This is a genomic window from Baekduia sp. (assembly GCF_035685985.1).
Lineage (GTDB): Bacteria > Actinomycetota > Thermoleophilia > Solirubrobacterales > Solirubrobacteraceae > Baekduia.
Genome location: NZ_DASRZV010000024.1, coordinates 429,460 through 442,515 on the forward strand (window position 1 = coordinate 429,460; position 13,056 = coordinate 442,515).

10 protein-coding genes are annotated in these 13,056 nt (G+C 73.2%); 9 read left to right on the top strand and 1 reads right to left on the bottom strand.

What is annotated here, in order from left to right; genetic code table 11:
• Positions 1 to 4: 4 nt before the first annotated feature.
• Positions 5 to 1,225, top strand: a complete 1,221-nt coding sequence (locus VFG42_RS14445) for a dihydrolipoamide acetyltransferase family protein (protein ID WP_324909439.1) — start codon at positions 5 to 7, stop codon at positions 1,223 to 1,225.
• 90 nt (positions 1,226 to 1,315) lie between these two features.
• Here the strand turns inward: VFG42_RS14445 and VFG42_RS14450 are convergent, their stop codons facing one another.
• Positions 1,316 to 2,743 carry an acyl-CoA synthetase gene (locus VFG42_RS14450; RefSeq protein ID WP_324909440.1) on the bottom strand — a complete coding sequence of 476 codons (1,428 nt, stop codon included), beginning with the start codon at positions 2,741 to 2,743 and terminating at the stop codon, positions 1,316 to 1,318.
• Between the two features lie 74 nt (positions 2,744 to 2,817).
• On the opposite strand from VFG42_RS14450, the gene VFG42_RS14455 reads away from it, so the two are divergent.
• The 8 genes from VFG42_RS14455 (at position 2,818) to VFG42_RS14490 (ending at position 13,052) form a co-directional block, all read left to right on the top strand.
• Positions 2,818 to 3,765: an SDR family oxidoreductase gene (locus VFG42_RS14455; protein WP_324909441.1), complete on the top strand. Its 948-nt coding sequence runs from the start codon at positions 2,818 to 2,820 to the stop codon at positions 3,763 to 3,765.
• Between the two features lie 99 nt (positions 3,766 to 3,864).
• Positions 3,865 to 4,773 carry a sugar ABC transporter permease gene (locus VFG42_RS14460; protein WP_324909442.1) on the top strand — a complete coding sequence of 303 codons (909 nt, stop codon included), beginning with the start codon at positions 3,865 to 3,867 and terminating at the stop codon, positions 4,771 to 4,773.
• Entirely contained in the window at positions 4,770 to 5,585 is an 816-nt protein-coding gene (locus tag VFG42_RS14465) for a carbohydrate ABC transporter permease (protein WP_324909443.1), read from the top strand. Before VFG42_RS14460 ends, VFG42_RS14465 begins: the two co-directional genes overlap by 4 nt.
• Positions 5,586 to 5,622: 37 nt before the next feature.
• On the top strand, positions 5,623 to 7,050 hold the full coding sequence (locus VFG42_RS14470; RefSeq protein WP_324909444.1) for an ABC transporter substrate-binding protein: 1,428 nt from the start codon (positions 5,623 to 5,625) through the stop codon (positions 7,048 to 7,050).
• A 6-nt stretch (positions 7,051 to 7,056) separates the two neighbouring features.
• Complete coding sequence (locus VFG42_RS14475; RefSeq protein ID WP_324909445.1) at positions 7,057 to 9,954, top strand: hypothetical protein; 2,898 nt, start codon at positions 7,057 to 7,059, stop codon at positions 9,952 to 9,954.
• Positions 9,955 to 9,956: 2 nt separating this feature from the next.
• Positions 9,957 to 11,162, top strand: a complete 1,206-nt coding sequence (locus tag VFG42_RS14480) for a sn-glycerol-3-phosphate ABC transporter ATP-binding protein UgpC (RefSeq protein WP_324909446.1) — start codon at positions 9,957 to 9,959, stop codon at positions 11,160 to 11,162.
• Positions 11,159 to 12,286, top strand: a complete 1,128-nt coding sequence (locus VFG42_RS14485) for a mandelate racemase/muconate lactonizing enzyme family protein (protein ID WP_324909447.1) — start codon at positions 11,159 to 11,161, stop codon at positions 12,284 to 12,286. Before VFG42_RS14480 ends, VFG42_RS14485 begins: the two co-directional genes overlap by 4 nt.
• The gene (locus VFG42_RS14490) at positions 12,279 to 13,052 is read left to right on the top strand and encodes an SDR family NAD(P)-dependent oxidoreductase (RefSeq protein ID WP_324909448.1); all 774 of its coding nucleotides are present in this window, start codon (positions 12,279 to 12,281) and stop codon (positions 13,050 to 13,052) included. The genes VFG42_RS14485 and VFG42_RS14490 overlap by 8 nt, the downstream gene beginning before the upstream one ends.
• Positions 13,053 to 13,056: the final 4 nt, after the last annotated feature.

Sequence of the window (13,056 nt, forward strand, 5' to 3'; positions counted from 1 at the left end):
CACGATGCCCCGCCTCTCCGACTCGATGGAGGAGGGCGTGATCGTCCGCTGGCTGAAGGCCGACGGCGACGAGGTGGCGCGCAACGAGCCGGTCGTGGAGATCGAGACCGACAAGGCGACGATGGAGTTCGAGGCCTCCGACGCGGGCGTGCTGTCGATCGTCGTGCCCGAGGGGTCGACGGTGCCGGTCGGCGCGGTGATCGCCCACGTGGGCGAGCGCGGCGCGGCCGAGCCGGTCGCCGCCGCCGCCGCGACCGCGGTGCCCGCCTCGGCCGCGGTGGCCGCCGCGGTGGCCGCGGCTCCCGCCGCCGCTCCGCCGGCGCCCGCGGTGGGCAATGGCCATGAGAAGGGCAACGCCGGTCCCGCCTCGCCGCTGGCCCGGCGCCTGGCCGAGGCGCTCGGCATCGACATCGCGACGGTCGTCGGGACGGGCCGCAACGGCCGCATCCTGAAGGCCGACGTCCGCACGGCAAGCGAGCGGCCCGCGCCCGAGCCGGTCGCCGCGCCCGCCGCGTCGCCGGCCGCCGACGCCACCGGCGCGCGCGGCGCGGTCGAGGCCGTCGCGCTCAGCCGCATCCAGACGACGGTCGCACGCCGCATGGCGGAGGCCAAGGCGACGATCCCGGACTTCTGGACGTCGCTGGACGTCGACATGGCCGCGGTCCTCGAGCTGCGGACGCGGTTGAAGGCGTCGATGGAGCGGCCGCCGTCGATCAACGACATCATCGTGGCCGCGACCGCCCGCGCCCTGCGGCGCCATCCGCGCGTCAACGGGTCCTACCGCGACGGCGCCTTCGAGCTGTGGGAGCGCGTGAACGTCGGGGTCGCGGTCGCGACCGACGACGGGCTCGTCGTCCCGACGCTGTTCGACGCCGACCGGGCGACGCTCGGCACGATCGCCGCCGAGACGCGGCGGCTGGCCGAGAAGGTCCGGGCCGGCACGGTCACGCCGCCGGAGCTGGCGGGCGGGACGTTCACGGTCAGCAACCTGGGGATGTTCGGGGCGAGCGCCTTCGGCGGGATCGTCAACGCGCCGCAGGCGGGGATCCTCTGCGTCGGCGCGGTCTCCGACCGGCCGTGGGCGGTCGACGGCGCGGTCGTCGTGCGCCCCGTGGCGACGCTGACGCTCGTCGCCGACCACCGGATCCTCTACGGCGCCGACAGCGCGAAGTTCCTGGCGACGGTCGGCGAGCTGCTGGCCGACCCGCTGACGATCCTCGTCTAGGGCCCGGACGGTTCGCACGCGAACCGTTGTGCGTGTCGTCTCGTGGTGCATAGATCACCACGAGGCGACACGCACGCCCGCCCCGGGGCCTCAGCCCCGGAGCGCGGCGCGGCGCAGCTTGCCGCTCGGCGTGCGCGGCAGCTCGCCGACGAAGTCGACCAGCCGCGGGTACTTGTAGGGCGCGGTGCGCTCCTTGACGTGGTCCTGGAGGTCGCGGATCAGCGCGTCCGACGGCGCGGTGTCGTCGGCGAGGACGATCACGGCGCGGACGACCTGGCCGCGCTCGGGGTCGGGCGCGCCGACGACGCCGACGTCGGCGACCGCGGGGTGCGCCGCCAGCGCGGCCTCGACCTCGGTCGGGCCGATCCGGTAGCCCGCGCTCAAGATGATGTCGTCGGCGCGGCCGCGGAACCAGAGGTAGCCGTCCTCGTCCTCGTCGACGAGATCGCCCGTGGCCCACGGACCGGCCGGGGCGTCGTGGCCCTGGTAGCCGAGGAAGAACGTGGGGGACGTGGTCGGGTCGAGGTGCAGCTGGCCGTCGTCGATGAACGTGCGCAGGCCGGGCAGCGGGCGGCCCATCGAGCCGGGGCGCGGTGCCTCGCCGGGCCGGTTGGTGGTGATCGCGCCGGTCTCGGTCTGGCCGAAGCCGTCGCGGAGCCACGTGCCGGAGGCGGCGTGCCAGGCGTCGACGGTCGTGGCCTCCAGCGCCTCGCCGGCGGCGACCGACGAGCGCAGCCGGGGCAGCGCCGAGACCTCGGCGCGGCGCAACACCATGCGGTACTCGGTCGGGGCCATGCACAACACGTTCACGCCGAGGTCCTGGATCAGGTCGACGCGCTGCTGGGGGTCGAAGCGCGCGTCGTGGACGACCGCGGTCGCGCCGCGCAGCCAGGCGGCGATGAACGAGTTGCGCGCCGACTTCGACCAGCCGGCGGCCGCGGTGCACCAGACGAGGTCGCCGGGGCGCACGTCGAGCCAGTGCTCGGCCTGGAGCGCCTGGCCGAAGAGGTAGCGCGCGCCGTGCACGACGGCCTTGGGCGCGCCCGAGGTGCCCGAGGTGAAGATCAGGAACGCCGGATCGTCGTCGGCGACCTCGGCGTAGCCGGCGCGCGGCGCGGCGTCCAGCGACGCGTCGGGGAGGACGAGCGTCGGGCAGGACAGCGCGGCGTCCTCGACCTGGCCCGCGTGCTCCGGGGTCGTCAGGACCGCGGCCGGATCGACCACCGACGCCCGCAGCGCGAGGTCGGAGGCGCGCGACTGCGTCACGCACGGCAGCGCGACCGCGCCGATCCGGAACGCCGCCATCACGCCCGCGACCCAGTCCGGGCTGGAGCCCATGACGGTCATGACGATGTCGCCCTTGCCGACGCCGAGCTCCTCCAGCCGGCCGGCGATCCGCGCCGAGCGCTCCTCGACCTCGCCGAACGTCACCGTGCGGCGGGCGCCCTCGCGGTCGATGGCCAGCAGGGCCGGCTCGTGGGGGCGATGGCGACGGAAGACCTGCGCGGCGAAGTTCACGCCGGTACCCTACCTAGAAACGATTCCAGCGTGGGGAGAGGTTCGTGGGAAACGGGATGGGAGCGGCGCTCGTCGTGGGCGCGACCGGCGACGTCGGCAAGGCCATCGCCTTGGCCCTCGCCGCCACCGGCCGGCCCCTGGCGCTGGTCGGCCGCGACGCGACGCGCCTGGACGCGGTGGCCGCCGCGTGCCGCGCGGCGCGGGGCGGAGGGGACGGGGCGGCGCGGGGCGGAGGGGACGGGGCGGCGCGCGGCGCGGCGACGGACGGTGGCGCGACGGACGCCGCCTCCTCCACCGCCCTCGTCGCCACCGTCGTCGCCGACCTGCGCGACCCGGCGGCGCCGCTCGCCGCCGTCGAGGCCGCGCGGGCGGCCGTCGGGCCGATCGACGTCCTGGTCAACGCCGCCGGGATCTTCGGCCCGCTCGCGCCGTTGGCCGAGGCCGATCCGGAGGCGTGGGCGCAGACCCTTCAAGTCAATGCGCTCGCCCCGTATCGTTTTGCCCGCGCGCTCGTGCCCGACATGGTCCACCGGCGGCATGGGCGCGTGATCAACGTGTCGTCCCTGGCTGCGCTCTCCGTCCCCACGGCGCTCAACAGCGCCTACGCGACCTCCAAGGTCGCGCTCAACGCCTGGACGTCCGTCCTCGCGCTGGAGCTGGCCGGCACCGGCGTGACCGCCAACGCCATCCATCCCGGCGACCTGAAGTCGCGCATGTGGGAGGAGATTCGCGCCGCCGCCGAGCCGCCCTCGGGGATCCGGGTCACTCCCGACGTCACATCGACGTCCGGAGTGACCCGGATGCCCGACGGGGGTGGGGTGGCGGCCGATGGCTACGCCGCGTGGGCGCGCGCGGTCGGCGACACGGGCGGCGACGATCCGGCGGCCGCTGGGCGCTTCGTCGCGCGGCTGGTCGACGACCCCGGCGGGCCCACCGGGCAGCTCTTCCTCCTGGGGGCCCAGGCCCAGGATTTCGCGTCTTCCACCAGCTTCTGCTTGACGCCGACGGTCATCGCTGGTTAGAGTCGCGAAACCGTTTCTAGGAACGTTTCCAGGAGCGGGCGTCGTATGTCAGATCTACTGTCCCTTCCGCGGTCGCCGGAGACGGCCGCCGCCTCCGCCATGCCCACCGGTCGCCGGGGCTCCGCGCTGGTCGCGGCGCTCAAGCGCAACCTCGTCGGCCTGGCCTTCGTCACGCCGGCGCTGGTGCTGTTCGGCCTGTTCGTCGCGTACCCGATCGTCGAGACCGTCCACCTGTCGTTCATCGACTGGGACGGGATCAACAGCAAGCTGTGGATCGGCCTCGACAACTACCGCGAGCTGTTCCACGACTCGGTCTTCACCGACTCCGTCAAGCACACCATCTACTGGGCGCTGGCCACGGTCCCGGCCCAGATGGCGGTCGGTCTCGTCCTCGCCCTGGCGCTGGACCGCGACATCCGCTTCCGCAACGCGTTCCGGGCGATCTTCTTCCTGCCGGCGGTGATGTCGTCGGTCGTCGTCGTCTTCGCGTGGACGTGGATCTACAACCCGGAGCTGGGCGTGCTCAACTGGGTCCTGGGCTGGTTCGGCTCCGGCGGCCAGCAGTGGCTGAACGAGCCCGGCCACGCGCTGTGGGCCTCGATGGTCCTGAGCGTGTGGCGCTACGCCGGCTTCTCGATGATCTTCTACCTCGCCGCGCTGCAGGGCATCCCGACGCAGCTCTACGAGGCGGCCCGCGTCGACGGCGCGTCCTGGTGGCAGCAGACCAAGCGCGTGACGCTCCCGATGCTCGCGCCGATGACCTGGCTGCTGAGCCTGCTCGGGCTGATCGGCGCGCTGCGCGAGTTCGAGGTGATCTGGATCCTCACCCGCGGCGGTCCCGCCGACTCCACCGACCTGATGTCCATCCTGGTGTTCAAGCAGGCCTTCGAGAACGCGCGCCCCGGCTACGCCGCGGCGATCGCCTCGCTCCTGCTCGTCGGCACCGCGATCCTCTCGGCGCTGATCCTGGTCGGGCTGCGCCGGTCCCAGAAGCGGGTGAACGGATGACCGCACGGCTGCGCGACACGCCGGTCCAGGCGGCGCTCGCGGTCGCCGCGATCGCCTGGCTGATCCCGCTGGCGATCGTCGTCCTCGGCGCGCTGCACCCGGCCTCGGGGGCGTTCACGCTGGCGCCGAAGGGGCTGACGCTCGCCAACTTCACCGACGTGCTGAAGAGCACCGGCCTGCCGCGGCTGTTCCTCAACAGCCTGATCGTGACCGCGCTGTCGACCGCGCTGGTGATCGTGGTGTCGTCGCTGGCCGCCTACGGCCTCGTGCGCCACCCGTTCCCGGGGTCGCAGCTCGCGCAGTTCGTCATCCTGACCGGGCTGATGCTCGCGCCGGCGGCGGTGATCGTGCCGCTGTACTCGGAGATCAAGGACCTCGGGCTGCTCAACAACTACCTGGGGTTGATCGGGCCGTACACGGCGCTCGGCCTGCCGGTGGGCCTGTTGCTCTTCCGCAACGCGTTCACGGCGATCCCGTCCGAGATCTTCGACGCGGCGCGCGTCGACGGCTCGCCGACGCTGCGCACCTACGCGCGCGTCGCGATGCCGCTCGCGCTGCCCACGATCGCGACCGTCGCGATCCTCCAGGCGGTCACGTCCTGGAACGAGTACTTGATGGCCCTGCTGTTCATGACCGACGACACGAAGCAGACGGTCCAGCTCGCGTTCGTGTCGTTCACGGGTCAGTTCAGCACCCAGCAGGAGAAGCAGTTCGCGGTGATGACGCTGGTGATGCTGCCGGTCGTGATCGCCTTCGTGGTGTCCCAGCGGTGGCTGATCCGTGGCCTGACCGGTGGCTCGGTCAACCGCTAGTCGTTCGCACGCAACTTGTAGAGGAACAGGAGAGGTCGTGGTCAACATCTCGAAGGGCGGCGGGTACTCGCGCCGGCAGGTCCTGGCGCGCGGGAGCGCGGCAGCGGGCACGGCGGTGGTCGGCTCGTTCTTGGCGGCCTGTGGCGGAAACGATTCCAAGAGCACGGCGAGCGGCGCCAAGAAGGCCGCCGGGCCCGCCAAGGTCAACCTCAACAAGACCGTCGACATCACGCTCTGGACGTGGGCCTGGCCGGCCCCCGACGCCGGCGCCAAGACGTTCGTCGCCGCCTTCGAGAAGGCCGAGCCGATGGTCAAGCTCAAGGTCAAGCAGTACCCGTACCCGGACTACGTCACGGCCCTGCGGACCGGCATCCCGAACGGCACCGCCGGCGAGGTGCTGCACCTGGAGACCGGCTCGATGCTGCGCCAGTACGCGAAGTTCCTGAGCCCGATCGAGGAGCGCGTCAAGGCCGACTGGGGCGCGAGCTGGGAGTCGGAGTTCGCCGATGGCTCGGTCACCGAGATCCGCCAGTCGACGCAGGACGGCAAGACGCTCTACGCGCTGCCCCAGCAGGCCAGCGTCGGCGGGTTCGTCTGGTACAACAAGAAGCTGTTCGAGAAGGCCGGCGTCGAGGTGCCCAAGTCCTACGAGGACCTCAAGACGATCTCGGCGGCGCTGCGCGGGAAGGGCACGATCCCGATGGCGTGGGGCGCCAAGGACCAGTGGCCGAACACCGACTGGCTGATCGCCTTCGCCTCGCAGTACAAGCCGGGCGTGGTCGACGCCGCCGAGCGCGGCAAGACGAAGTTCACCGACGAGGCGATCGTCAACGCCCTGAAGTTCATGAAGCAGTCGCTCTCCGACGGCATCTGGAACAAGGCGCCGTTCGCGACGACCGCGTTCCCGGAGGCCTACGGCACGTTCACCGGCGGCAAGTCCGCGATGACCTCCAACGGCACCTGGGGCCTGAACCTGTTCAAGCCCAAGGACCTCAAGAACTTCGGCGTGTTCCTCTTCCCGCAGATCACCGGCGTGCCCGACAGCGGCAAGCTCGGCTCGGCCAAGACCGGCGCCCCGGTCGACTCCGGCCCCGGCGGCGCGCTGCCGTGGAAGACCGACAACCTGACCGTGGGCGTCCGCTCCGGCCTGTCCAAGGACAAGGCCGAGGCCGCGTACCGCTTCGCGCGCTACTGGTGCGGCGAGGAGGGCCAGAAGGTCGGCGCCCAGACGTTCACGCCCGTGCGCAAGGACGTCGCCAACCCGCTGGTCACCCCCGAGTTCCAGGAGCAGTACGACTTCATGAACTCGCTGGCCGGCGTCGCCGAGCCGCGGCAGTTCCAGTTCACGGAGACCCGCACCGCGCTGCAGGACGCGATCGCCAACGTGTGCGTCAAGGGCGCCGACGCGCAGTCCGAGCTGGCCAAGGTCGACACGGCGGTGCAGCGCGCCCGCCGTCGCGCGTAGGCGCCGATGGCGGCGCCGTCCATCCTGGGGGCCGGGCCGCAGCGGCCGCCGACGCATCGCGTCGGCGGCCCCGCGGGGACGCGGGTGCTCAGCCTCGAGCCCGGCGCCGCCGCGGCCACGCTCGCCGTCGAGGGCCTCGGCGCCGGGCTCTCCGGCGCGAGCGAGGTCGCCCTCGTGCTGGACCGCTCGCGCTGGCGCCACGACGTGGACGCGTGGCGCTACGCGTCCACCGACGAGGACTGCTCCGGCCCGGCGTTCGACGACGCCGCCTGGCGGCGCGCGCCGCACCTGCACGTCGTCCACGACGCCGAGCACGCGGGCGCGGTCTGGCTGCGCCACCGCTTCGCGCTGCCCGCCGAGCTGGACGGCGAGGAGCTGACGTTCCTGCTCGGCGGCCGCGACGACGAGGACTGGCGCTCCTACACGGTGTACCTGAACGGGTCCGAGCTGCACGCGCGCGACGCGGCGCAGGCCGACGCCCAGGGCCGCTGGCGCGACGCGCCGCGCTTCACGCTCACGAGCGAGGACCCCAACTACGGCGCCGCGCGCTTCGGCGGCGACAACGTGCTCGCGGTCCGCGTCGCGGACCTGCGCCGGCCGTTGACCGCCGGACAGCGCGTCGAGTCCGAGCACTACCTCTTCCAAGGCCTCCTGCTCGACCAGGTGATCGCGGTCGGCGACCCGCGGGTGGTCGTCGACGACTTCACCGTCGAGCGGGTGCGGGAGAGCGAGGCCGGGGGCCACGACCTGCGTGCCCTCCTCCGCAGCGGGAACGCCCCCGGCCTCGACGTCTCGCTGCGCTGGTGGGCGGACGCCGAGACCGGCGTGCTGCGCAAGCAGGCGACGGTGGCCAACGCCGGCGCGGAGCCGGTCACGCTGCTGGAGGTGCGCGTCGAGGCGCTGGCCTGCGACGGGGCGCTGACCCGCGGCGGGCGCGGCGTCCCGGTCCTGCGCCCGGACGGCCTGTTCGCCGCGATCGAGCATCCGGCCGGCGTGAACATGGGGACCGACGGCGTGGGCGTCGAGCTGTGGCAGCTGCCCGGCGCGCGGCTCGCGCCCGGCGGGGCCTACACCTCGGAGCCGGCGGCGATCGGCACCGGCTTCCTGGACCTCGTCCGCTCCTACTCCACCCGCGGTCCCGGCGAGACGCACGCGGCCTACTCCGCGCTGGGCTGGTACGACTTCACGAACCTCGCCGACCCGCTGCCGGAGCTGACCGAGGACCTCGCGCACGAGAACCTCGACGACGGCGACGCCCTGCGCGACGCGGGCGCCCGCTTCGACACGTGGATCATCGACGACTGGTGGTCGCGGACCGACCTGTCGTCCTTCCGGGAGACGTTCCCCAGCGGCGGCCCCGCGCTGGCGCGCGCGATCGAGGGCCACGGCCTGCGCGCCGGGCTGTGGTGGGCGACGACCCGCGGCCTCTGGACCGCCGCCGAGGCGCCGGGCATGGAGGCCGCGCTGGCCGGCGGCGTCGCGCCCGCGCCCGCGGCGCTCGTGCACGAGGCGGGCGGCAAGTTCTCGTGGAACGAGGAGTTCGCCTCGCTGTTCCTGCACGAGCCGCGCTACTGCATGGCCGCCGAGCCGTACCGGACCTCCGCGCTGGAGGCGATCCCGCGGCACGCCGAGGAGCTGTCGTTGTCGCTCCTCAAGCTCGACTGCGTCACGCTGCACTGCACCGCCTCGGGGCACGACCACCTCCCCGGCATCTACTCGGTCGAGCCGATGATGAAGGCCTTGATCGACGTCGCCCGGCGGGCGCGCGACGCGAACCCCGACCTGTGGGTCATCTGGTACTGGGGCTTCCGCTCGCCGTTCTGGCTGCGCTTCGGCGACCTGACGTTCGACAAGGGCATCAAGCTGGAGGCCGCGTCGCCGGCCAGCGCGCCCGCGTGGTCGGCGCGCCAGTCGATCAGCCTCAACGTCGACCAGTCGATCGAGCACGCCCGCGACCTGCTGCCGCTGGAGGGCCAGGACAGCCTCGGGATCTGGGTCGGCGACGTCGCCTGGGCCAACCGCCTCGGCCGCGAGGAGTGGCGCGACGCGTTCCTGCTCGACGCCGCGCGCGGCTCGCGCCTGCTCCAGCTGTGGGGCGACCTGAAGCTGCTCGACGCGGGCGATCGCGCGTTCCTGGGCGACGTCCTGGCCTGGGCACAGGAGCGCGACCTCGACCTCAGCGCGACGCGCCGCGTCGGCGCCGACCCGTGGACCGCGCGGCCCTACGGCTACCTGCAGCAGGGCGCGCGGGGGCGGATCGTCACGCTGTTCAACCCGACGTTCGCGCACGCGCCGGTGCCGGAGGACACCGCGCTGGGGGAGGGCAGGGCCATCGAGCTGCATCCCGTCCCCGGCGCCGACGGCGCCGCCGACCTCGCGCCGTTCGAGACGCGCGTGGTCGAGCTGGACCGCGAGGGGTCCGGCGGCACGGCGCGGGCGCCGCTCGGCCGCCCGACGCGGACGCTCGACGTCGCGGCGCTGGGCGCCGCGCTGACGGCCGGCGAGCGCGCCGCGAGCATGACCATCACCTTGCCGGAGGTCGCGCGCGGCGACCACGTCGTCCTGGTGGTGCGGCTCAAGCGCGACGGCCAGTGGCTCTACCACCCCGACCCGCGCGAGCTGTTCGACGTGCGCCTGCGCATGCTCGGCATCGAGACGCCGCTGGACGCCGTCCCGCGCACGCGCTCGCGCAACGGCCCCGGCTCGCCCTGGGTCCGCTACGCGACGCCGGGCGGCGTCACGTGGTCCGGCCAGGAGCTGGCGATCGACGTCGCCGCGCACGCCGAGGCCGATGTCGAGATCATCACCGAGGCCTTGGTGTTCGACCCGTGGTGGGAGACGGTGCAGCGTCGCTTCGAGGCCATCACATCAACAACGGCAGCGATCGCAGGAGCAGGAGCCTGAACATGGCGGAGATCCAGTTCGACGGCGTCGTCAAGCGCTACCCGACCGGCAACGTCGCGGTCCAGGGCCTCGACCTCACGGTCGCCGACGGCGAGTTCATGATCCTGGTCGGCCCGTCCGGCTGCGGCAAGTCCACCGCCTTGCGGATGGTCGCCGGCCTGGAGTCGATCACCGACGGGGCGCTGAACATCGGCGGGGTGCGCGTCAACGACGTCGAGCCCGCCCGGCGCGACGTCGCGATGGTCTTCCAGAGCTACGCGTTGTACCCGCACCTGACCGTCCGCGAGAACATCGCGTTCTCGCTGCGCGTGGCCAAGCTCAAGAAGAAGGAGATCGCCGCGCGCGTCGACGAGGCCGCGCGGCTGCTCGACCTCACCGAGTACCTCGACCGGCGGCCCGCCGCCCTGTCGGGCGGTCAGCGCCAGCGCGTCGCGATGGGGCGCGCGATCGTCCGGCGGCCGCGGGCGTTCCTGATGGACGAGCCGCTGAGCAACCTCGACGCGAAGCTGCGCGTGCAGATGCGGACCGGGATCTCGCTGCTGCAGCGGCGGCTGGAGACGACCACGATCTTCGTCACCCACGACCAGACCGAGGCGATGACCCTGGGCGACCGCCTGGCGGTGATGCGCCGCGGCGTGCTCCAGCAGGTCGGCACGCCATCCGAGGTCTACAACAACCCGGCCAACATGTTCGTCGCCGGGTTCATCGGCTCGCCGGCCATGAACTTCCTGCGCGCCACGCGCGCCGGCGACGCGCTCGAGCTTCCCTTCGGGACGGTCGCGCTCAGCGACGAGCAGCGGCGCCGGCTCGACGCGGCCGCGCCGACCGGGCGCGACGTCGTCGTCGGCGTGCGGCCCGAGGACCTCCACGACGCGGCGGTCGACCCCGAGCCCGCCGACCGCCCGGTGCTCGCGCTCGACACCACGATCGACCTGGTGGAGTCGCTGGGCTCGGAGATCTGCGTGTTCTTCTCGCTCGGCGCCGAGACGGTCCTGCGCGTCGACGACGAGGACACCGGCGAGGACGAGACCGGCCGGCTGGTCGCCGAGCGCGTGACCGCGCGCCTGGCGCCGCAGAGCCCGGCGCGCGAGGGCGGGCGCTCGCGGCTGTGGGTCGACGGGGCGCGCCTGTACCTGTTCGACCCCGGCAGCGAGGCGTGCGTGAGCGCGCCGCCGTCCCAGCGTCGCGAGGCGGAGGTGGCGGCGTGAGCGGCGTCGCGTCGATCGAGGCGATCCCGATCGGCTACGAGGAGCCCAACGACCACGGGCGGATCCGGCACGTCACGCTGATCAAGCTGGTGCACGACGACGGCGCCGTCGGCTGGGGCGAGTCGGTGACCTACTGGCCGGAGGCCTCGCGCGCCGTCGTGGCGCTCGTGGACGGGCTGCGCGAGGTCGTCGTCGGCGCCGATCCGCTCGACACCGAGGGCACCTGGCGCGCCCTGCGCAAGCACATGTGGTGGTACGGCAACGGCGGCGTCGCGTCGATCGCGCTGGCCGGGATCGACATCGCGATGTGGGACCTCAAGGGCAAGCTCCTCGACACGCGCGTGCTCGACCTGCTCGGCGGTCCCGTCAAGGACGAGCTGCCGGCGATCGCCTCCGGCCACGCGGCCAAGGCCGACCTCGGCGCGCTCGCCGAGGAGGCGGCGGCGTGGACGGCGACCGGGCTGCACGGCATGAAGATCGGCTTCGGCAAGCGCGGCGAGGCGCGCCTGGGCTACGAGCACGACCGCGACGTCGAGTACGTCCGCCGCGTGCGCGAGGCGATGGGCCCCGACAAGTCGTTCATGGTGGACCTGGGCGTCAACACCCAGTGGAACGTCTCCGAGGCCGTCCGGCGGATCCGCGCGTTCGAGGAGCACGCCGTCGACTGGGTCGAGGAGCCGCTCGGCCACTTCGACCCCGACGGCTACCGCGAGCTGCGCGCCAAGACGCAGACGAAGATCGCCTACGGCGAGAAGGAGTTCGGCCTCGAAGGCGTGCAGCGGCTGCTGGAGTCCGGCACCTGCGACGTGCTCGGCTTCGACCCGGGCCGCGCCGAGGGGCTGACGGCGTTCCGCCACGCGGTGACGCGGGTGGAGGCCGCGCGTCGCGAGGCCAACGCGCACGCGTGGTCGACCGCGATCGTCTCGGCCGCGTCGCTGGCGATCTCGTGGTCGACGCCGGTCTGCCGGCAGTTCGAGGTCAAGCCGCTGCGCGACGTCGCGCAGTTCGAGCTGGTGACCGAGCCGCTGGCGCACTCGGGCGGCTTCATGCCCCAGCCGCGGGGCCCGGGGCTGGGCGTCGAGGTCCGTGAGGACGTCGTGGAGAGGTTGCGACTCGATGCCTGAGCCGATCGTCAGCGGGCTGGCCGACCGCGTCGTGATCGTGACCGGCGCGGCGGGCGGGATCGGGCGCGAGGTCGTCGCGCTGCTGCACGAGGCGGGCGCGCGCGTGCTCGCCGTCGACGTCGCGCAAGAGCCGCTGGACGCGCTGCTCGCCGAGCTGGGCGCGCCGGAGGGTCGACATGTCGCGGTCGCCGGCGATCTCAAGGACCTTGCCTGGCACGCCGCGCTGGTGGAGCGGGCGCGCGACGAGCTGGGCGGGCCGCACGCGCTCGTCCACGCCGCCGCGGTGCTGCGCCGGCGCGACTCGATCGACGACATCACCGAGGACGACTGGGACGCCCAGGTCGACACGAACCTCAAGGCCACGTTCTTCCTGAACCGGACGGTGGCCCAGGCGCTGATCGCGGGCGGGGAGGGCGGCCGGATCGTCAACTTCACCTCGCAGGGCTGGCAGAGCGGCGGCTTCGGCGGCTCGGTCGTCTACGCGGCGACCAAGGGCGGCGTGGTCTCGATGTCGCGCGGGCTGGCGCGGGCGCTGGCGCCGCACGGCATCACGGTCAACACGGTCGCGCCGGGCGCGGCCGACACCGCGATGATGCGCGGCGGCCAGACCGACGAGCAGCTCGCCGACTTCGTCAAGATGATCCCGCTCGGCCGCATGGCGCAGCCGCGCGAGGTCGCCGCGAGCGTCCTGTTCCTGGTCTCCGACCACGCGGCCTACATCACCGGCGCCACGCTCAACGTGAGCGGCGGCCAGCTCATGTACTGAAAGG